This is a genomic window from Streptococcus oralis SK304 (assembly GCF_000287715.1).
Taxonomy (GTDB): domain Bacteria; phylum Bacillota; class Bacilli; order Lactobacillales; family Streptococcaceae; genus Streptococcus; species Streptococcus oralis_Y.
In genome coordinates this window covers 24,885-44,602 of the sequence record NZ_ALJN01000020.1, presented here as the reverse complement: position 1 = coordinate 44,602, position 19,718 = coordinate 24,885, and the positions used below count along the sequence as shown (strand labels likewise).

The window sequence follows — 19,718 nt, the reverse complement described above, 5'->3', positions numbered from 1 at the left end:
TCATTTCAGTCGCTTAACCAATTGGAACAAGCTATTGTGGACTATATTGATTACTACAACAACAAACGAATTAAGGTCAAACTAAAACATACTAAGGTTAGTAGTGAGGGAATCTCCGACGGGAGAAAGTACTCACTACTTTTTCATTATGTTAAAGTAGAGGTGTCTTGTTAAGTCAATAAGTTCTTTGGTGCTAGACGTCGTAACTAAAACTGATAAGACCCCCGTTTTAGGAAGAATGTTATCAAAGTATGTGGGACGAAAAACGTCGAGTATTGAAAATGACATCACTAAAGCAAGGAATCATTCAAGACAAAGAGGTAATATCATGCGAGTAGTTTTTGGGATTGACGTGAGTAAAGCAAGTTCAGAAGTGGCCATCTTGGTCAATGGAGAGAAAATACATGGCTATACCATACCCAATGATGCCATCGGATTTAATCGACTACTTGGGGACTTAAAGACTGTTCACCAGTCAGAGATTGTCTTCAAGGCGACTGGGGTCTATTCTCGTCGTCTTCAAGCCTTCTTTTCGCAGACTTCTATGAGAAACGGAAAAGACAATCGCAAGTGACTTCAACCAAACCACACACGATTGCCTCTATACATCGTCTCATTAGAACAATGTATTACCTCATAACGCATAACAAACTTTATGATTATACTTCCACCCAAAATCGGTAAAATTGTTTATGCCATATCATTGTAACGCCTTATCAAAAAAATCACCAGATAAGGTGTTGGTTTAGTGTACACTTTTTTCATTAAACTTTCGTTCAGAAAAAGACAATTTCCTTAGTTTGACTATGGAAATCAAACTATTCTTCATCAAATACCTTGATATACTTGACAAATGATAGAAAAGGACCTAGTCCTGTGCAATACAAGACTAAATCCTTTCAATAACTATTTGTCCAACTTTTTGGGGTCAGTACACTCACTGGGTCTTTTTTCTTTCTTTGACTATAAACGTGTTATAATGATAGTATGAATTTTCAAAGGGGTGCCTTATGAAGGGAAACAGTATTATTAGAAAAATGATCGAATCTGATACCGAACACTTATCCCAAGGTTTTATCAATCAAGGTTGGCTGGGTAGAGAAGAAATTTTGGATAGATATTTTCTTGAACAAGAATGTGGGGAGAGAGAAGTCTTAGTTGCAGAGGTTGAGGGTGCTTTAGCGGGTTATATCACAATTTTGCCCTGCGCTAAGCAGGGGCCTTTTGCAGAAATCTATCCAGAACTCTCAGATTTCAATGTCTTTGAGCCCTTTCAAAATCAAGGTATTGGAAATCTCTTGATGGAAGAAGCAGAAAAACGAGTTAGGCTCATATCGGATAAGGTGACCCTTGGTGTTGGTCTCCATTCAGGGTATGGACCTGCCCAGAGATTGTACATCAAACGAGGCTATATTCCAGATGGGACGGGTGTTTGGTATCAGAACCATCCAGTGGCGATGAAAGCTACTTGTGAAGATATCGGTGACCTTGTTTTATATCTGTCAAAAGATTTGATTTAAGATAGATCTTATAAAGTTTAACTTTAAAATAGTAAGAAGTCGTAAATTCCTTTTTCATTAGAGAGGGATTTTTTTGTTAGAAAAAGAGATGTATTCTATGAAACGATAAAATATAATTATTTGAATTATCAAAATAAAAAATAAATATTCAAAAGATGGTAAGGTTTAGAATTTTAAAAAATATTTAATAAAAGTTTAAGATGGAAGGTTTACACAGTGTAAATTATATCATTACAAAAATATTACGATTATTTAAAATTAAATTAAATGCAATAATATACTTAGAAAGATTTGACATATAAATTAATTGACGGTAAAATAATTACGAAAGTTAAATTAATTGATATTGGAACTATCAAATGTACTAATTAATCTGATGTGTCAAATTTTATTATAGTAGAAGGATACAATAATGAAAAAACTGAAAGTGATGCTTGTTTTTGGAACACGACCTGAAGCCATCAAAATGGCCCCTTTAGTGTTAGAATTGCAAAAACATAGTGACAGCATTGAGACGATCACAGTTGTGACAGCTCATCATCGTCAAATGCTGGATCAAGTTCTTGAAACGTTTCGCATCGAGCCGCATTATGACCTGGATATTATGGGGAAAAATCAATCCCTCTTGGATATTACTGGAAAAATTTTAGAAAAGTTTGATCCAATTGTTAAGCAAGAACATCCAGATATGATTCTTGTTCATGGAGATACAACGACAACTTTTGCAGCAAGTTTAGTTGCTTTCTATAATCAGGTACGTATCGGCCACGTTGAAGCTGGTCTAAGAACATTTGACAAGTATTCTCCTTTCCCAGAAGAAATGAATCGTCAGATGACAGATAATCTTGCTGATCTTTATTTTGCTCCAACTAGTGAGAGTAAAGATAATCTCCTCAAGGAAAATCATCCTGAGTCTGCTATTGTCATTACGGGGAATACAGCCATTGATGCCTTGAAATTAACCGTTCAATCGGATTACTATCATGAAGTTCTAGATCAATTGGATCCAGATAAGAAACTTGTATTGGTAACCATGCACCGTCGTGAGAATCAAGGTCAACCAATGAGAAATGTCTTTACAGCTTTACGTGAGATGGTAGATCTTCATCAGGAAATTGAAGTTGTTTATCCTGTTCATCTTAGTCCTGCTGTGCAAGAAGCAGCCAAGGATATTCTAGCTGGTCATGATCGCATCCACTTGATTGAACCTTTAGATGTACTCGATTTTCATAATTTGGCTTCAAGAAGTTATTTTATCATGACCGACTCTGGCGGTGTTCAGGAAGAGGCGCCTTCCCTCGGAAAACCTGTTCTAGTCCTTCGTGACACGACGGAACGCCCAGAAGGGGTTCGTGCAGGAACCTTGAAGTTAGTTGGTACGAATCCAGCACGTGTGAAAGAGGCTATGGTAGTACTCTTAACAGATGAAACTCTTTATAGAAAAATGTCTCAGGCACCAAATCCTTATGGAGATGGAAGAGCATCTGAACGAATCGTTCGTGCTATACAACATTATTTTGGGATGGCTGAATCTGTATCTGAATTTAAAGAGGGGGAAGAGGCGTGATGAAAACATGGAATAAATTTAGGAATTGGCTCCTCGCTTTTCTGGGGTGCGAGTCGCTTCTTTTAGGGCTTTCTTTTTTCTTTGCTCGAGTAATCATTTTAGAACAAATCTTGTTTTTAGCTTTAGCCTTGTTTGCAGTGTTAGTATTATCTGACCTTTTGCTTACTTGGACCCTTATCTTAACATTTGGGCTTGGACTTATCGTTTTGGTGGCGGGTGTGGTTTATATCCCAATCATTCAACTGGTCTTCTTATTAATCAGTTTTCCTCTTTTGATTGGGATTCTACTTAAGGTTCGTTATTATTTCTTCAAGGTGGCCTCAAAGGTACAAGAACAAGAGGACGAAGCTCGAGCAGATTACCATGCTATGGTAACTGAACAAAGTGATGTGACGGTTCAATCTCTATTGCTTCATTGGGCACATGAAGATTTGTTCTTCCAGATTAAACCGAAAGAACATAACCAGATGCTCAGTCGTATTCAAGAGGTAATTTCTCAGGAATTGAGTTACAACGATAAACTCTATTACGTTTCAGATGGGAATTTTCTTGTTTTATCTATTAGTAGTCAAGATTCTTTGAAGCAACTCTATTTGAATGGTTTACAGGAGAAACTAGGCAGTTTAGTTTTTCATGGAGAAGATGGAAACCAAGGAATTCAATTTCAAACAGGTTACCTGATGATTAATTCTGAGAATAGAAGTAAATATAAAGACTACTCTGATGTTGCTAGTCATTTAAAGCGTCAACTCGAGACGGATGTAATTGTAGAATATTAGGAGGAAAACATGACTTTGACCGAACTATTTTTTGGTATTGCTTTGGGACTCAGTCTCTTTTTTGGCATTTGTTTTGTCATACTATTTATTGCTTATAATGTACTTTACCATCGAGTGAATAAAAATTTTAAGGCGGTGAATCATGATTAGTCAAATCTTAATGATTTTTACTCTGCTTACTATTTGGATTTCTCTGGCTTGGGGTTTGGTAATTCTCTTTTCAGCTGTACACTTTTGGTTTAAGCACAGTGATTTTCGTGTAGATACTTCGCCACTACCTTATTATCCTAAGGTTACCATTGTTGTACCTGCCCATAATGAGGATGTGGTTATTGCCCAAACGGCAAAAGCTATTTTGGACATGAATTATCCTCACGATCGTGTGGAGTTACTCCTGTTTGCGGATAACTGTTCGGACAACACTTATGCTGAATGTTTGTCTGTACAAGCCATGCCTGAATATGCAGAAAGAAATCTTACTATTATCGACCGTACTGGTACGGGAGGAAAAGCAGGTGTTCTAAACGATGCTTTGGAGATGGCAACAGGTGAATACATCTGTGTCTATGATGCGGATGCCATGCCTGAAAAAAATGCCCTATATTTCCTTGTCAAAGAAGTGATGAAAGACCCAGAACGCCACGTGGCATCTTTCGGTCGCAACAAGACTCGAAATGCCAATCAAAATTTCTTGACACGCTGTATCAACCAAGAAATCGTTGTTACCCAGCGGGTGCACCATGTTGGGATGTGGCATCTCTTTAAAATTGGTCGTATCCCAGGAACCAACTTTATCATTCAAACCGACTTTGTAAAGAGTATCGGTGGTTGGAAAAATGGTGCCTTGACTGAGGATACCGATATTTCTTTTAAAATCATGCAGAGTGGTAAATTGATCGCCCTTGCTTATAACTCAGAGGCTTTCCAACAAGAACCTGAGACTTTAAAGAGTTACTATATGCAACGGAAACGCTGGGCTAAAGGAAACTACGAAGTTGTTCTCTCAAATTTTAAGCATTTATTTGGCAGAGCAAACTGGCGCGTTAAACTAGAAGTCTTTAACTATTCTTGTGTTTTCTTTTGGTTTAACTTTGCCATTGTCCTATCGGATTTGATTTTCCTAGCGAATGTGCTAGCGATCTGTCTTAATCTTTTCTTCCCAGATGTCAGAATTCCATTTGCTTTTGATGCGGATAATATTTACATCGCCCAGCTCATGCTCTTCAACTGGATTCTCATGATTGGTCTCTATTTGATGCAAATTATGACGGCATTAGCAAGTCAGTTTGGACAAGCGACGACAAAACAAATCTGGTTAGCCTTGGTAGCCTATTTCTCTTATGCACAGATGTTTATCGTTGTATCCGTTGACTCCATTTCTTCAATCGTGTTGGACAAAGTACTCCGACGGAAAGAAACCAAGTGGGTTAAAACCAAGCGATTTGCAGGATAGGAGGTTCTATGAAAACGAATAAATTAAAATATGTCTGGTTTGTGCTCATTCTTTCTATCTCTTGTTTAACCTTGTTTTTGGCAAGGGGAAGGAGTAGAATCGAGATGCGCAATCGTATTTACCGCCAATGGAGTCAACAGTTTCTTGTTACAAAAGGCGATCAGTCTTATGTTCGTACGACGAGTGATTCGGAGGGAACAACAGTTCTATCTGAAGCCCAAAGTTACGGCATGCTCATAACGGTTTTAGCAGCCCAAAAAGGGCAAGCAACACAAGCAAATTTTGATAGCCTTTATCGCTATTACCAAAATCATCGTATCGAGGGAACGCAGTTGATGTCTTGGAAGCAAGTGATCACAAATGGTAGCGAAACGGTTGAGAAGCAAAACGCAACTGATGGAGATCTCTACATCGCTTATTCTTTGATTGAAGCTGCCAAGCAGTGGCCAGATAAGGCTCAGGAATATGAAGGACAAGCCAAAAGTATCTTGATTGATATTCTTCGATTCAATTATAATGAGAAGACTGGTGTCCTAAAAGTAGGAAATTGGGCCCAAAAAAATTCAGATTTTTACTATCTGATGAGAACATCTGATACACTACCTCATTATTTCCAAGTATTTTATAATCTAACTGGTGATAAACAATGGCTAGATATTAAGGATAAAATGCTTGGGCAATTAGAGCAAATTAGTTCTCAATCTGAGACAGGTCTCTTGCCAGACTTTATCTGGGTAGAGAAGTCAGGTGCGCGTGTTGCTAAAGCAAATACTATTGAATCTCAATATGATGGGGCGTATTCTTATAATGCTTGTCGCTTGCCTTATCACTTATCTCAAAGTCAAGACGAAAGAAGTCAAAAACTCGTTCAAAAGATGATGGATTTCTTTATGAAAGAACAACGCATTTATGCTGGTTATGACATGAATGGAACTGCCCTCAATCAATACCAGGCAGGTAGCTTTCTGGCACCGATTACCTATGCGTCTGACAAGGGAGAAGGTTATCTGAAACTTCTTCAGCAAAATAAATACATTTTCACACAAAATTTACCTTTGGACAACTACTATGATGCAACGATGATTACTATGATTGCTATGGAGTTGTTCTAGGATGAAGAGGGCTAGTCTTACTGGCTCTCTTTTTGATAGGATTTTCATCTTTTTTCAAAAAAGGAATTTCATCAGCTTTATGGTATAATGGAAAGAGTAATGGAAAAAAGAGGTAGAGAGATGGATGCGAAATTAAAATACAAGGCAAAGAAGATTAAAATCATCTTTTTTGATATTGATGATACCCTGCGTACGTCAAAGACAGGTTTTATTCCAGCTACAATTTCCACTGTCTTTAAGCAGTTGCGTGAAAAAGGAATTTTAACAGGTATTGCTTCTGGACGTGGTATTTTTGGAGTTGTTCCAGAGATTCGTGAGCTCAAGCCGGACTTTTTTGTAACCCTGAATGGAGCCTATATCGAAGATAAAAAAGATCAGGTCATTTATCAACATCAGATTGACAAGTCAGATGTTGAGGAGTATATCTCTTGGACCAAGCGAGAGGGAATTGAATATGGCTTGGTTGGCAGTCATGACGCCAAGCTCTCTACTCGAACAGAACTGATCAGTGAGGCTATTGATCCGATTTATCCAAACTTGGATGTTGATCCTGACTTCCATGAAAAAGTAGATATTTATCAGATGTGGACCTTTGAAGATAAAGGAGATAGCTTGCACTTACCAGAGTCTTTATCAGATAAACTTCGCATGGTGCGTTGGCATGAACATTCATCTGATATCGTGCCGATTTCAGGATCCAAAGCAACTGGTGTAGCCAAGGTTGTGGAACATCTAGGCTTGAAACCAGAGAATGTCATGGTCTTTGGAGATGGTCTTAACGACTTAGAACTCTTTGATTATGCTGGAATCAGTATTGCTATGGGAGTTTCCCACGAAAAGATCAAAGAAAAAGCAGATTATATTACAAAAACAGTAGAAGAAGATGGCATTTTTGATGCCTTAGAAGGATTTGGTATGGTAGAAAAAGAATTGCATTTCCCACAAGTAGAAATTGAAACAGTAGAAGGTCCTCTAGCGACTATTAAGACGAATCATGGAGACTTGCGTATCAAGCTCTTCCCTGAACAGGCTCCCAAAACAGTAGCAAACTTTGTCGCTCTTTCAAAAGATGGTTACTATGATGGAGTGATTTTCCACCGTATTATCAAGGACTTTATGATCCAAGGCGGAGACCCAACTGGTACTGGTATGGGGGGAGAGTCTATTTATGGACAAGCTTTTGAAGATGAATTTTCAGAAGAACTTTATAATGTTCGTGGGGCTCTTTCTATGGCTAATGCTGGTCCAAATACCAATGGCAGTCAGTTCTTTATCGTGCAAAACCAACACTTGCCCTACTCTAAGAAAGAGATTGCGCGTGGTGGCTGGCCTGAACCAATCGCTGTGATCTATGCTGAACAAGGTGGAACTCCTCACCTAGACCGCCGCCATACTGTTTTTGGGCAATTGATCGATGCAGAATCTTTTGCAGTCTTGGATGCCATTGCAGCTGTTGAGACAGGCGCTATGGACAAACCAGTTGAAGATGTAGTAATTGAAACGATTGAAATTGAGGACTAAGATGAAAATCGGTGATAAGCTAAATGGGCGTATTACAGGAATCCAGCCCTATGGTGCCTTTGTTGAGTTAGAGACAGGGGTGATTGGGTTGATTCACATCTCGGAGATTCGAACGGGATTTATCGAAAATATCTATGAAGTTTTGAAAATTGGTGAAGAAGTGCAAGTTCAGGTTGTTGATTTAGACGAATTTTCAGGTAAAGCCAGTCTATCTATTCGCACTCTGGAGGAAGAAAAACATCAGCTACCAAGACGGAGACGTTTTTCGAATGATCGGATCAAGCATGGTTTTGCTCCACTTGGTCGAATGATGCCTGTTTGGACGCGTGAAGCCCTTAACAATCTGAGAGAGAAAAACTAGTTTATTAGATTTCGTATTTTTAAAATCAATATATGGAAGAACAATTATTAAAACCAGGAGAGCGCATCAACCAGCTCTTTTCGACAGATATTAAGATCATTCAAAATAGAGAGGTGTTTAGCTATTCGGTGGATAGTGTTCTCTTGTCGCGCTTTCCTCGCTTTCCTAAAAATGGCTTAATTGTGGACTTTTGTGCTGGAAATGGTGCAGTTGGACTTTTTGCAAGTAGTCGTACCAAGGCAAAAATTCTCTCTGTAGAAATTCAGGAGCGCTTGGCAGATATGGCAGAGCGTTCGGTTCGATTGAATGGCTTGGAAGAGCAGATGCGGGTCATCTGCGATGATTTGAAAAATATGCCTGCTCACATCCAAGGAAGTAAGGTGGATATGATTTTGTGCAATCCACCTTATTTCAAGGTCGATCCACATTCCAATCTCAACGAGAGTGAACACTACCTCCTAGCAAGACACGAAATTGCAACTAACCTAGAAGAAATTTGTCGAAGTGCTCAGAGTATTCTCAAATCCAATGGCCGTTTGGCCATGGTTCATCGTCCAGATCGGCTCTTGGATATCCTAGACATGCTCAAACGCCACAATTTGGCACCTAAGCGCCTGCAATTTGTCTATCCTAAACGAGAGAAGGAGGCCAATATGCTCTTAATCGAAGCTATCAAGGATGGATCGACAAGTGGCTTCAAGGTCCTGCCACCACTCATTGTTCACAATGATGATGGTTCTTATACGCCAGAAATTCAAGAGATTTATTATGGATTATAAGGCTTATATGTATGTGGTGGAGTGTCGCGACGGTTCGTACTATACGGGCTATACAACGGATGTGAAAAAACGCCTTGCCGTTCATAATAGTGGTAAGGGAGCCAAGTATACTCGAGCTCGCTTGCCAGTCAGGCTCATCTATGCTCAAGGTTTTGCCAGCAAGGAAGAAGCCATGTCTGCAGAGGCTCTCCTCAAACGAAAAAAACGTCCACAGAAAGAACGATTTTTATCCGAAAATCAAGAGAAAAATCTAGTCAACGATATTGATGGCTAATGAGGAGTCCTTTGGCTCCTCTTACTTTTGTCAAAAGAGGAAAAAAGTGCTACAATAAGATGAATAAATTAAATGAGGTATTATCATGTCTAAGATTCTAGTATTTGGTCACCAAAATCCAGACTCAGATGCCATCGGGTCATCTGTAGCCTTTGCTTACCTTGCAAAAGAAGCTTATGGATTGGACACAGAAGCAGTTGCTCTCGGTACTCCAAACGAAGAAACAGCCTTCGTTTTGAACTATTTTGGCATAGAAGCACCGCGTGTTATCACATCTGCTAAAGCAGAAGGTGCAGAGCAAGTCATCTTGACTGACCACAATGAATTCCAACAATCTGTATCAGATATCGCAGAAGTAGAAGTTTACGGAGTTGTGGACCACCACCGTGTGGCTAATTTTGAAACTGCAAGCCCACTTTACATGCGCTTGGAACCAGTTGGATCAGCATCTTCTATCGTTTACCGCATGTTCAAAGAACATGGAGTAGCAGTTCCTAAAGAACTCGCAGGTTTGATGCTTTCAGGTTTGATTTCAGATACCCTTCTTTTGAAATCTCCAACAACTCACCCATCTGATAAAGTCATTGCTCCAGAATTGGCAGAATTAGCTGGTGTCAACTTGGAAGAGTACGGTCTTGCTATGCTCAAGGCTGGTACTAACTTGGCTAGCAAATCTGCTGAGGAATTGATTGACATCGATGCTAAGACATTTGAACTCAACGGAAATAAGGTTCGTGTTGCCCAAGTCAATACTGTTGATATTGCTGAAGTCTTGGAACGCCAAGCTGAAATCGAAGCAGCAATGCAAGCGGCTAATGCGGCAAACGGCTACTCAGATTTTGTTTTGATGATTACAGACATCGTCAATTCAAACTCAGAAATCCTTGCTCTTGGATCAAACATGGACAAGGTGGAAGCAGCTTTCAACTTCAAACTTGAAAACAACCACGCTTTCCTTCCAGGTGCTGTTTCACGTAAGAAACAAGTGGTGCCTCAGTTGACTGAGAGCTTTAATGGGTAAGTTCCTGATGTCAGTTCAAAATAGGAAAGGCTAGTTTGTCTTATATCGAAAGGAGTTTTAACTCCTTTTTTTCTAGGAGAGAAGCATGTTAGCAAATGGCGATTTGATTTTTGTAAGAGATGAGTCGGATTTGGGGCAGGCCATTCAGGATTCTACTGGGAACTATAGTCATGTAGCTATCTTTTTAGACGGCTTTGTTTATCATGCAACTAGTGAAGTTGGTGTTATCTGTCAAAAACTAAGAGACTTCTTAGAGCCAGCTTGTCTGTATGATCTTTATCTTTATCCAAAAATAGATATTCAAAAAGTAAAGAAAAGAGCTAACCAGCATCTAGGTGCTCCTTATAATAACTCGTTTTATCCAGATGGGTCTGGCTTTTACTGCTCTCAGTACATCGCTGAAATCCTACCGATTTTTGAAACTATTCCCATGAAATTTGGGGATGGGGAGCAGGTGATTAGTGATTTTTGGAGAGAATATTACAGGAACCTCGAACTTCCTGTGCCTCTGAATCAACCAGGGACCAATCCTAGTCAACTAGCAGCATCCCCTCTTTTAGAATGTAAAGAAAGGAATCTTCATGATTCAGATTTTTAATCCCTCTCGTTTGACTCGGCAGCTATTTTTTATAGATTTGGTGGACTATCTGGACCAGCATGACGATGTGATTCTACGAGAAATCAAAGCTCAGTTTCCAGATGTGGCAGTTGATAAACTCATGGAAGAGTATATAAAGGCAGGTTTGATATTAAGGGAAAATAAACGCTATTCACTCAACCTCCCTTTTCTAGAATCGATAGACAATCTATCCCTTGACCAAGAGATTTTTATCAGAGAGGACAATCCAGTCTATCAAGCCTTGCTGAAAAAGACTTTTGAGACAGAATTGCGCAATCAAACCAATGCAGCCATTTTAGTCGAATCTACGGATTTTGCAAGAGAAAAGATGACCCTGTCGAATTATTTCTACAAGGTCAAGAATCATTATCCTTTGACACAAAAACAGCAGGAACTATATGCCATTTTAGGAGATGTTAACCCTGAGTATGCCCTCAAATATATGACGACTTTTTTGTTAAAATTCCTCAAAAAAGATCAACTGATGCAGAAACGCCGTGATATCTTTGTGGATAGTTTGGTCGTCCTAGGCTATGTTGTGCAAAACGAAGAAGGGAAGTATGAGTTGGCTGTTGATTTCGACAAGGAACAGTTGACTTTCTATTTACCTTAATTGCTTGCTTTTGAGCAGATTGTTTGACTTTGCTAAAGAATAAGCATAAACTGAATGTAAGCGATAACGTTTATCGTATTAAAAGCAAAGGAGACAGAGCTATGTCACTTGAAAATAAATTGGATCAAGCAACTGGTGCTATCAAAGAAGGATTTGGTAAAGTTACTGGCGATAGCAAGACAGAAGCAGAAGGTACTGTAGAAAAAACAGTTGCGAAAGCAAAAGAAGTTGTTGAAGATGCTAAAGGTGCTGTAGAAGGTGCCGTTGAAGGTCTTAAAAATTCATTTAAGAAAGAAGACTAAAAAAATCAAGGGAATAGTTCCCTTGATTTTTTTATAGATAACGTTCTGCGATAGCTGCGTCTCCAGGATAGTCTTCTTTCTTTCCTTGGACGATTTGGTAACAATCAGCTCCCTTGCCTGCAATAATCACAGCATCGAGTTCTTGATTTGTGATGGCCATCGCCGCCTTGATGGCTTCTTCACGATCGGCAATCTTTTCAACAGGATGACTAATGTAGCTGCTGATTTCTTCAGCAATGGCCATTGGATCTTCATAGTTGGGGTCATCAGCGGTGAGAAAGACTTGAATCTCAGGATGTTGATTAAGGAGGAGGCCAAAGTCCTTGCGTCGACTTTCTCCTTTATTGCCTGTCGAACCGAGAACCAGAGCAATTTTTCCAGTTTGATGAGTTTCAACCACATTGATGAGTTTCTTCAGACTGTCACCATTGTGGGCATAGTCGATGAAGACCTTGGCTCCATTTTTCTGAGTCAAGACTTCCATACGTCCAGGAACGCGGGTTGCAGCGATTCCTTTTTTGATATCTTCGAGACTAGCACCTAGACGAAGACAGGCAAGTCCTGCAGCAACTGCATTTTCTTGGTTAAAGTGGCCAATGAGTTGAATATCATAATCACCAGCGAGTTTACCTGTAGCGGAAAAGCTAAAGGCTTTGGAGTTCTCGATTTGGTTACTTGACTGGCTACCATAGAAGTCATGTTCTTGATGTTCCACTTGTTCTTTTAGCACAGAAAAGTGGTTCATGTCGCTGTTAATGACAACTGCTCGGCTATTTTTCATCAAGAGACGTTTGTGATAGAAGTAGTCTTCAAAGCTAGGATGCTCAATCGGACCGATATGGTCAGGAGTGATGTTAAGAAAGACACCTACATCAAAGGTCAGACCATATACTCGATGAACAAGATAGGCTTGGCTAGAAACTTCCATTACAAGATGGGTTCTTCCATTCTTAACAGCCTGAGCCATCATGTCGAAAAGATCGATATTTTCAGGCGTTGAGAAGGAAGATTTAAAGAAGGTCTTGCCATCTAGAGTTGTGTTCATAGTTGACAAGAGAGCTGTTGGGTAGCGTTGAGATAGAATGTGGTATGCAAAGTAAGCAGATGTTGTCTTTCCTTTTGTTCCTGTGAAAGCGAGAATTTTGAGTTTTTCTTGTGGATTGTCATAAAATTCCATAGCAATCAAACTCATGGCTTTCTTGATATCGTTCACAACGATGACAGGGATACCGACTTCGTAGTCCTTTTCGGAGATGTACCAAGCTAAGCCTTGACTTATAGCGGATAGGAGGTATTCTTTTTTAAAGGCAGCGCCTTTGGCAAAAAAAAGAGTACCTTCTTTTACTTTTCGACTGTCGTAACTGATGCTGTCAAAAACAACTTCACTGTAGTTGTAGTGGTAGTGTCCTTGGTCGATAATCTCGCGGAAGAGACCATCTTTTTTTAATATATCTAATACGGTTTCAATCTTTATCATACTTTCTATTGTAAACCGAAAGTCTGAATTTTACAAGTAACAAGGAAAAGTTTATAATGGAAGATGAGGAAAATTTCCTAGTTATTAAAATTGAATGAGGAAGCTATGTCTAACGAAAACAATCACCAGCAAGCCCAGATGTTGCGAGGGACTGCTTGGCTAACAGCTAGTAACTTTATTAGTCGCCTCCTTGGGGCAATCTACATTATTCCCTGGTATATCTGGATGGGGACCTATGCTGCTAAGGCAAATGGACTCTTTACCATGGGCTACAATATTTACGCCTGGTTCTTGCTGATTTCGACAGCGGGTATCCCAGTTGCAGTCGCCAAACAAGTGGCTAAGTACAATACCATGCGAGAAGAAGAGCACAGCTTTGCCTTGATTCGGAGTTTCCTAAGCTTTATGACGGGCTTGGGCTTAGTCTTTGCTTTGGTCTTGTATCTCTTTTCTCCCTGGTTAGCAGATTTGTCAGGTGTGGGGAAAGACCTGATTCCCATCATGCAGAGTTTGGCTTGGGCGGTCTTGATTTTCCCATCTATGAGTGTCATCCGGGGCTTCTTCCAAGGGATGAATAACCTGAAACCCTATGCTATGAGTCAAATCGCTGAGCAGGTGATCCGTGTTATCTGGATGTTGATGGCAACCTTCTTCATTATGAAGATGGGTTCTGGTGACTACCTATCAGCCGTTACCCAATCGACCTTTGCGGCCTTTGTGGGGATGGTGGCAAGTTTTGCAGTTTTGATCTACTTCCTTGCCCAAGAAGGTTTGCTCAAAAGAGTCTTTGAAACACGGGATAAGATCAATAGTAAGCGACTCTTAGTCGATACCATCAAGGAAGCCATTCCTTTTATCCTGACAGGGTCTGCCATTCAACTCTTTCAGATTTTAGACCAGATGACTTTTATCAATAGTATGAAGTGGTTTACCAACTATAGCGATGAAGACTTGGTTGTTATGTTTTCTTATTTCTCTGCCAATCCGAATAAAATTACCATGATTTTAATCTCTGTGGGAGTTTCGATTGGGAGTGTCGGCTTGCCACTGTTGACGGAAAACTATGTAAAAGGCGACTTGCAGGCGGCGGCTCGCCTAGTCCAAGATAGCCTCACCATGCTCTTCTTATTTCTACTACCGGCAACGGTTGGAGTGGTCATGGTAGGGGAACCTCTTTATACAGTCTTTTACGGTAAGCCAGATAGTCTGGCCATGGGTTTATTTGTCTTTGCAGTTTTACAGTCTACTATCCTAGGCTTGTATATGGTCTTGTCTCCTATGCTTCAGGCCATGTTCCGAAACCGAAAGGCAGTGCTTTACTTTGTCTATGGTTCTATTGCTAAGTTAGTCTTGCAATTGCCAACCATTGCTATTTTCCACAGCTACGGTCCTTTGATTTCAACGACCATCGGACTAATCATTCCGAATGTCTTGATGTACCGAGACATTTGCCAGGTAACGGGTGCTCGTCGAAAGATTATATTGAAGCGGACCATTTTGATTACCATCTTGACCCTTGTCATGTTTATCTTAGTTGGCTTCTTACAATGGCTACTCGGTTTTGTCTTCCAGCCAAGTGGACGTCTCTGGAGTTTCCTTTACGTAGCTCTCATCGGAGGGCTTGGAGGAGGTCTCTATGGTTTGATGAGCCTACGGACACGACTTTTAGACAAGATAATAGGTAAGGCCCAAGCGGACCGACTACGGACACGATTGAAAATATCGTAAGAAGATTTATAAATAAAAGCAATGAATTAACCTTTCTATAATAGAAAGGTTTTTATAGTATATTTTTCTTAAAAAAGGAGAACTTTTTCTAAAATTAAGAGTAGAAAAATATGTTTTTTAAGTTTTTCTTCAGAAATCGCTTGACTAAATAAAACCAAAGCTGTATAATAAGACAAATCTTTAAAACAGGAGGTTCTGGAAATGAAAAAGTCTAAGGCCAAGTATCTGACACTTGCAAGTGTCGTGTTAAGCGCAGGTATCTTACTGAGCGCATGTGGAAACTCAAGTAGTTCTTCTAAAACATATAACTATGTTTATTCGAGCGATCCATCTAGTTTGAACTATCTTGCAGAAAACCGTGCAACAACCAACGACATCGTTACTAATTTGGTAGATGGATTGATGGAAAATGACCAATACGGTAACTATGTTCCATCGTTGGCAGAGGATTGGACTGTTTCTCAGGACGGTTTGACCTATACTTACAAATTGCGTAAGGATGCAAAATGGTATACCTATGAGGGTGAAGAATACGCCCCTGTAACGGCGCAAGATTTTGTCACTGGGTTGAAATATGCTGCTGATAAAAAATCCGAAGCCTTGTACCTGGTTCAAGACTCTGTAGCAGGTTTGGATGACTATATCAACGGGAAAACAACTGACTTTTCAACTGTCGGTGTTAAGGCGATTGACGACCAAACAGTTCAGTACACTTTGACACGTCCAGAACCTTATTGGAACTCTAAAACAACTTCAACCATTCTCTTCCCTGTCAATGCAGACTTCCTGAAATCAAAAGGGGATGATTTTGGTAAGGTAGATCCTTCTAGTATTTTGTACAGTGGACCTTTCTTGATGAAATCTTTTGTTTCAAAATCTGTTATCGAATACAAGAAAAATCCAAATTACTGGGATGCTAAAAATGTCTTTGTGGATGATGTAAAATTGACTTACTATGATGGTAGTGACCAAGATGCCCTAGCTCGTAACTTCGTAGAAGGAGTATACAGCTACGCGCGTCTCTACCCAAATAGCTCAAGCTTTGAAGGAATTAAAGAGAAGAACAAGGATAACATCATCTATAGTATGCAAAACGCAACTTCTTATTACTTGAACTTCAACTTGGACAGAAAATCTTATAACTTCACTTCTAAATCCTCAGATATCGAAAAGAAATCAACCCAAGAAGCAGTTCTGAATAAAAACTTCCGTCAAGCCTTCAACTATGCTTATAACCGTACAGCCTATGGAGCACAATCTCAAGGGGAAGAAGGAGCAACAAAGATTATTCGTAACTTGGTTGTACCTCCAACATTTGTAAGTATCAACGGAAAAGACTTTGGTGATGTTGTTTCAGAAAAGATGGTCAACTATGGCCAAGAATGGCAAGGAATCAACTTTGCAGACGCGCAAGACCCATACTACAATCCTGACAAGGCTAAAGCTAAATTTGCAGAAGCTAAGAAAGAATTGGAAGCTAAGGGTGTACAATTCCCAATCCACTTGGATGTATCTGTAGACCAATCAGCTAAAAAAGGTGTACTTGAAACGAGCTCTTTGAAACAATCCATCGAATCTGTTCTCGGAGCTGAGAATGTGGTTATCGATATCCAACAATTATCAACAGATGACTACGATAATTCTAGCTACCTCGCTCAAACGGCAGCTCAAAAAGACTTTGATATCTATAATGGCGGTTGGAGTGCTGACTACTTGGATCCATCAAGCTATCTTGATATCTTAAATGTCAATAACGGTGGTATGTTGCAAAACCTTGGTTTAGAACCAGGTGAGGTTAATGACAAGGCTAAGGCAGTTGGTCTGGATACTTACACTCAAATGTTGGAAGAAGCGAACAAGGAGCAAGACCCAGCAAAACGTTATGAAAAATATGCTGAAATTCAAGCTTGGCTCGTTGATAGCGCCCTTGCAATTCCAAACGTTTCCCAAGGTGGAACACCTAGCTTGAGAAAGACAGTTCCATTCTCAGCGCCATTCTCACAAGCTGGAAATAAGGGTGTCGAATCATACAAGTACCTCAAGTTGCAAGATAAGACTGTAACGACTGATGAGTATGAAAAAGCTAAAGAAAAATGGTTGAAAGAAAAAGAAGAATCAAATAAAAAAGCCCAAGAAGAACTGGCAAAACACGTTAAATAGCGAGTCTACTCAACAGGAAAAACGATAGTTTCTCAAGGAACTATCGTTTTTATATAGTTTGAAACTATAACTAGCTCTTGAAAACAAGAAAATAAGTTAGTGAAAATAAGTGGTACAATAGTTACTATAGATTTGGAGGTATTGTATGAGCAAAGAACTACACATCAACACAATTTTGGCCCAGGCGGGAATCAAGTCAGATAAGGCTACAGGTGCCTTGGTAACTCCGCTTCATTTTTCAACAACTTATCAGCATCCTGAGTTCGGTCAGTCTACAGGATTTGACTACACGCGCACTAAAAACCCAACTCGCAGTAAGGCGGAAGAAGTCTTGGCTGCGATTGAATCAGCAGACTATGCTCTAGCAACAAGCTCAGGTATGGCGGCGATTGTACTGGTTTTTAGTGTTTTTCCAGTGGGAAGTAAAGTCTTGGCTGTGCGCGATCTGTATGGGGGTTCTTTCCGGTGGTTCAACCAAGTGGAGCAAGAAGGCCGTTTCCATTTTACCTATGCTAATACTGAAGCAGAGTTGATTGCTGATCTGGAAAATCATGTGGATGTTCTCTACATCGAAACGCCAACCAATCCTTTGATGTTAGAATTTGATATTGCAAAACTAGCAAAACTAGCTCATGACAAGGGGGCTAAAGTAGTCGTAGACAATACCTTCTACAGTCCGATTTACCAACGACCAATCGAAGATGGTGCGGATATTGTTCTTCACTCAGCCACCAAATATCTAGCAGGGCACAATGATGTCTTGGCTGGGGTAGTTGTGACTAATAGTTTAGAACTATATGAACAACTGTTCTACAATCTCAATACGACAGGTGCTGTCTTGTCACCATTTGATAGTTATCAGTTAATTCGTGGTCTTAAGACCTTGTCTCTGCGCATGGAGCGTTCTACAGCTAATGCCCAAGAAATAGTAGCTTTTCTAGAATCTTCACCTGCAGTCAAGGAAGTTCTCTATACTGGTCGTGGGGGAATGATTTCCTTTAAAGTAGTGGATGAGAAACGTATTCCTCATATTTTGAACAGCCTCAAGGTCTTCTCTTTTGCTGAGAGTTTGGGTGGGGTAGAGAGTCTGATCACCTATCCAACGACGCAGACCCATGCGGATATTCCAGTAGAAGTGCGCCATTCTTATGGTTTGACAGATGACCTCTTGCGTTTGTCTATTGGGATTGAGGATGCTAGAGATTTGATTGCGGACTTGCGCCAAGCCTTGGAAGGATAAGATAGATATGGGAAAATATGATTTTACAAGCCTGCCCAATCGTTTTGGGCATCATACCTATAAATGGAAAGAGGCAGAAGATGATCGAGAAATTCTACCAGCCTGGATAGCGGATATGGACTTTGTAGTCTTACCTGAGATTCGACAAGCCGTACAAACCTATGCAGATCAGTTGGTCTATGGCTATACTTATGCAAGCGACGCTTTGATTCAGTCGGTTCAGGAATGGGAAGCCAGCCAACACGGTTATCACTTTGACAAAGATGCCCTCGTCTTTATCGAGGGAGTGGTGCCAGCTATTTCAACAGCTATTCAAGCCTTTACAAAAGAAGGTGAGGCTGTTCTGATTAACACACCGGTCTATCCACCTTTTGCCCGCAGTGTCAAACTCAACAATCGCCGATTGATTGCCAATCCTTTGGTGGAAAAGGATGGATTGTTTGAGATTGACTTTGACCAGTTGGAGAAGGATATGGTGGGAGAGGATGTGAAGCTTTATATCCTCTGCAATCCTCATAATCCTGGTGGACGTGTTTGGGAAAAGGAAGTATTGGAAAAGATTGGAACTCTCTGCCAAAAACATGGTGTTTTGTTGGTTTCGGATGAGATTCACCAAGATTTGGCCCTCTTTGGTCACAAACACCAGTCTTTTAATACTGTAAATCCAGACTTCAAAAACTTTGCTCTTGTTTTGAGCAGTGCTACCAAGACTTTTAATATTGCTGGAACGAAAAATTCCTATGCAGTTATTGAAAATCCAAAGCTTCGTGTGGCTTTCCAAAAACGCCAGTTGGCCAATAACCAGCATGAAATCTCAGGCTTGGGGTATTTGGCAACAGAAGCTGCCTACCGTTATGGCAAGGACTGGTTAGGAGAGTTAAAAGAAGTCATCGAGGACCACATTAACTATGTAGTGGATGTTTTGGGCAACGAAACCAAGATTAAGGTCATGAAACCACAAGGTACCTACTTGATCTGGCTTGATTTTTCAGCCTATGACCTAACGGATGACCGCTTGCAAGAGCTTTTGAAGAATGAAGCCAAGGTTATCTTGAACCGAGGTTTGGACTTTGGGGAGGAGGGATCCCTTCATGTCCGCCTCAATGTGGCTATGCCGAAGTCAGTACTAGAAGAGGTTTGCCAACGCATCGTGACCACTTTTGCTACACTTTAAAAATCCAGCCTTCTAGGA

At 40.2% G+C, this 19,718-nt stretch carries 19 protein-coding genes and 1 pseudogene; 19 read left to right on the top strand and 1 reads right to left on the bottom strand.

Annotated features, from left to right (window positions below):
* The 15 genes and pseudogenes from HMPREF1125_RS12665 to HMPREF1125_RS10925 form a co-directional block, all read left to right on the top strand.
* Positions 1 to 174, top strand: a 174-nt coding sequence (locus HMPREF1125_RS12665) for an IS3 family transposase (protein ID WP_000310354.1), incomplete at its 5' end; no start/stop codon positions are given.
* Positions 175 to 328: 154 nt separating this feature from the next.
* Positions 329 to 538, top strand: a pseudogene (locus HMPREF1125_RS10990) (IS110 family transposase); the annotation flags it as partial.
* A gap of 472 nt (positions 539 to 1,010) precedes the next feature.
* A complete protein-coding gene (locus tag HMPREF1125_RS10985; protein WP_000678130.1) occupies positions 1,011 to 1,520 on the top strand; it encodes a GNAT family N-acetyltransferase in 510 nt (169 codons plus the stop codon).
* 412 nt (positions 1,521 to 1,932) lie between these two features.
* Positions 1,933 to 3,087, top strand: coding sequence for a non-hydrolyzing UDP-N-acetylglucosamine 2-epimerase (gene wecB / locus HMPREF1125_RS10980; protein WP_000734412.1), 1,155 nt, complete (start codon positions 1,933 to 1,935; stop codon positions 3,085 to 3,087).
* Positions 3,087 to 3,866: a hypothetical protein gene (locus HMPREF1125_RS10975; protein WP_000860548.1), complete on the top strand. Its 780-nt coding sequence runs from the start codon at positions 3,087 to 3,089 to the stop codon at positions 3,864 to 3,866. Before wecB ends, HMPREF1125_RS10975 begins: the two co-directional genes overlap by 1 nt.
* A gap of 142 nt (positions 3,867 to 4,008) precedes the next feature.
* Positions 4,009 to 5,319, top strand: a complete 1,311-nt coding sequence (locus HMPREF1125_RS10970; protein WP_000625362.1) for a glycosyltransferase family 2 protein — start codon at positions 4,009 to 4,011, stop codon at positions 5,317 to 5,319.
* A gap of 8 nt (positions 5,320 to 5,327) precedes the next feature.
* Positions 5,328 to 6,431 (top strand): glycosyl hydrolase family 8, encoded by a 1,104-nt coding sequence (locus HMPREF1125_RS10965; protein ID WP_002883348.1) that lies wholly within the window; start codon positions 5,328 to 5,330, stop codon positions 6,429 to 6,431.
* A 120-nt stretch (positions 6,432 to 6,551) separates the two neighbouring features.
* On the top strand, positions 6,552 to 7,952 hold the full coding sequence (locus HMPREF1125_RS10960; RefSeq protein WP_002883346.1) for a bifunctional Cof-type HAD-IIB family hydrolase/peptidylprolyl isomerase: 1,401 nt from the start codon (positions 6,552 to 6,554) through the stop codon (positions 7,950 to 7,952).
* Position 7,953: 1 nt separating this feature from the next.
* On the top strand, positions 7,954 to 8,313 hold the full coding sequence (locus HMPREF1125_RS10955; protein ID WP_000689612.1) for a S1 RNA-binding domain-containing protein: 360 nt from the start codon (positions 7,954 to 7,956) through the stop codon (positions 8,311 to 8,313).
* A gap of 32 nt (positions 8,314 to 8,345) precedes the next feature.
* Positions 8,346 to 9,092, top strand: coding sequence for a tRNA1(Val) (adenine(37)-N6)-methyltransferase (locus tag HMPREF1125_RS10950; RefSeq protein ID WP_000392507.1), 747 nt, complete (start codon positions 8,346 to 8,348; stop codon positions 9,090 to 9,092).
* Entirely contained in the window at positions 9,082 to 9,366 is a 285-nt protein-coding gene (locus tag HMPREF1125_RS10945) for a GIY-YIG nuclease family protein (RefSeq protein ID WP_000384643.1), read from the top strand. Before HMPREF1125_RS10950 ends, HMPREF1125_RS10945 begins: the two co-directional genes overlap by 11 nt.
* Before the next feature lie 85 nt (positions 9,367 to 9,451).
* Positions 9,452 to 10,387, top strand: a complete 936-nt coding sequence (locus HMPREF1125_RS10940) for a manganese-dependent inorganic pyrophosphatase (protein WP_000036026.1) — start codon at positions 9,452 to 9,454, stop codon at positions 10,385 to 10,387.
* 85 nt (positions 10,388 to 10,472) lie between these two features.
* Positions 10,473 to 10,985 carry a YiiX/YebB-like N1pC/P60 family cysteine hydrolase gene (locus HMPREF1125_RS10935; protein WP_000880662.1) on the top strand — a complete coding sequence of 171 codons (513 nt, stop codon included), beginning with the start codon at positions 10,473 to 10,475 and terminating at the stop codon, positions 10,983 to 10,985.
* Positions 10,969 to 11,619, top strand: coding sequence for a DUF1803 domain-containing protein (locus HMPREF1125_RS10930; protein ID WP_000614465.1), 651 nt, complete (start codon positions 10,969 to 10,971; stop codon positions 11,617 to 11,619). The genes HMPREF1125_RS10935 and HMPREF1125_RS10930 overlap by 17 nt, the downstream gene beginning before the upstream one ends.
* A 101-nt stretch (positions 11,620 to 11,720) precedes the next feature.
* Positions 11,721 to 11,921: a CsbD family protein gene (locus HMPREF1125_RS10925; protein WP_000051179.1), complete on the top strand. Its 201-nt coding sequence runs from the start codon at positions 11,721 to 11,723 to the stop codon at positions 11,919 to 11,921.
* Between the two features lie 31 nt (positions 11,922 to 11,952).
* Here HMPREF1125_RS10925 and HMPREF1125_RS10920 read toward each other — a convergent pair whose 3' ends face one another.
* Entirely contained in the window at positions 11,953 to 13,398 is a 1,446-nt protein-coding gene (locus HMPREF1125_RS10920; protein ID WP_000590275.1) for a UDP-N-acetylmuramoyl-L-alanyl-D-glutamate--L-lysine ligase, read from the bottom strand.
* Positions 13,399 to 13,503: 105 nt separating this feature from the next.
* On the opposite strand from HMPREF1125_RS10920, the gene HMPREF1125_RS10915 reads away from it, so the two are divergent.
* The 4 genes from HMPREF1125_RS10915 (at position 13,504) to HMPREF1125_RS10900 (ending at position 19,700) form a co-directional block, all read left to right on the top strand.
* Positions 13,504 to 15,126 carry a putative polysaccharide biosynthesis protein gene (locus HMPREF1125_RS10915; protein ID WP_000064202.1) on the top strand — a complete coding sequence of 541 codons (1,623 nt, stop codon included), beginning with the start codon at positions 13,504 to 13,506 and terminating at the stop codon, positions 15,124 to 15,126.
* 201 nt (positions 15,127 to 15,327) lie between these two features.
* A complete protein-coding gene (locus HMPREF1125_RS10910; RefSeq protein WP_000748547.1) occupies positions 15,328 to 17,286 on the top strand; it encodes a peptide ABC transporter substrate-binding protein in 1,959 nt (652 codons plus the stop codon).
* 145 nt (positions 17,287 to 17,431) lie between these two features.
* Positions 17,432 to 18,526 carry a cystathionine gamma-synthase gene (locus HMPREF1125_RS10905; RefSeq protein ID WP_000031981.1) on the top strand — a complete coding sequence of 365 codons (1,095 nt, stop codon included), beginning with the start codon at positions 17,432 to 17,434 and terminating at the stop codon, positions 18,524 to 18,526.
* 7 nt (positions 18,527 to 18,533) lie between these two features.
* On the top strand, positions 18,534 to 19,700 hold the full coding sequence (locus HMPREF1125_RS10900) for a MalY/PatB family protein (RefSeq protein ID WP_000521343.1): 1,167 nt from the start codon (positions 18,534 to 18,536) through the stop codon (positions 19,698 to 19,700).
* The last annotated feature ends 18 nt before the right edge of the window (positions 19,701 to 19,718 follow it).

Bases quoted from the DNA above. Each gene is read 5' to 3' on its own strand.
- HMPREF1125_RS10985 (WP_000678130.1), top strand. From the start codon at position 1,011: ATGAAGGGAAACAGTATTATTAGAAAAATGATCGAATCTGATACCGAA.
- wecB (WP_000734412.1), top strand. From the start codon at position 1,933: ATGAAAAAACTGAAAGTGATGCTTGTTTTTGGAACACGACCTGAAGCC.
- HMPREF1125_RS10975 (WP_000860548.1), top strand. From the start codon at position 3,087: ATGAAAACATGGAATAAATTTAGGAATTGGCTCCTCGCTTTTCTGGGG.
- HMPREF1125_RS10970 (WP_000625362.1), top strand. From the start codon at position 4,009: ATGATTAGTCAAATCTTAATGATTTTTACTCTGCTTACTATTTGGATT.
- HMPREF1125_RS10965 (WP_002883348.1), top strand. From the start codon at position 5,328: ATGAAAACGAATAAATTAAAATATGTCTGGTTTGTGCTCATTCTTTCT.
- HMPREF1125_RS10960 (WP_002883346.1), top strand. From the start codon at position 6,552: ATGGATGCGAAATTAAAATACAAGGCAAAGAAGATTAAAATCATCTTT.
- HMPREF1125_RS10955 (WP_000689612.1), top strand. From the start codon at position 7,954: ATGAAAATCGGTGATAAGCTAAATGGGCGTATTACAGGAATCCAGCCC.
- HMPREF1125_RS10950 (WP_000392507.1), top strand. From the start codon at position 8,346: ATGGAAGAACAATTATTAAAACCAGGAGAGCGCATCAACCAGCTCTTT.
- HMPREF1125_RS10945 (WP_000384643.1), top strand. From the start codon at position 9,082: ATGGATTATAAGGCTTATATGTATGTGGTGGAGTGTCGCGACGGTTCG.
- HMPREF1125_RS10940 (WP_000036026.1), top strand. From the start codon at position 9,452: ATGTCTAAGATTCTAGTATTTGGTCACCAAAATCCAGACTCAGATGCC.
- HMPREF1125_RS10935 (WP_000880662.1), top strand. From the start codon at position 10,473: ATGTTAGCAAATGGCGATTTGATTTTTGTAAGAGATGAGTCGGATTTG.
- HMPREF1125_RS10930 (WP_000614465.1), top strand. From the start codon at position 10,969: ATGATTCAGATTTTTAATCCCTCTCGTTTGACTCGGCAGCTATTTTTT.
- HMPREF1125_RS10925 (WP_000051179.1), top strand. From the start codon at position 11,721: ATGTCACTTGAAAATAAATTGGATCAAGCAACTGGTGCTATCAAAGAA.
- HMPREF1125_RS10920 (WP_000590275.1), bottom strand. From the start codon at position 13,398: ATGATAAAGATTGAAACCGTATTAGATATATTAAAAAAAGATGGTCTC.
- HMPREF1125_RS10915 (WP_000064202.1), top strand. From the start codon at position 13,504: ATGTCTAACGAAAACAATCACCAGCAAGCCCAGATGTTGCGAGGGACT.
- HMPREF1125_RS10910 (WP_000748547.1), top strand. From the start codon at position 15,328: ATGAAAAAGTCTAAGGCCAAGTATCTGACACTTGCAAGTGTCGTGTTA.
- HMPREF1125_RS10905 (WP_000031981.1), top strand. From the start codon at position 17,432: ATGAGCAAAGAACTACACATCAACACAATTTTGGCCCAGGCGGGAATC.
- HMPREF1125_RS10900 (WP_000521343.1), top strand. From the start codon at position 18,534: ATGGGAAAATATGATTTTACAAGCCTGCCCAATCGTTTTGGGCATCAT.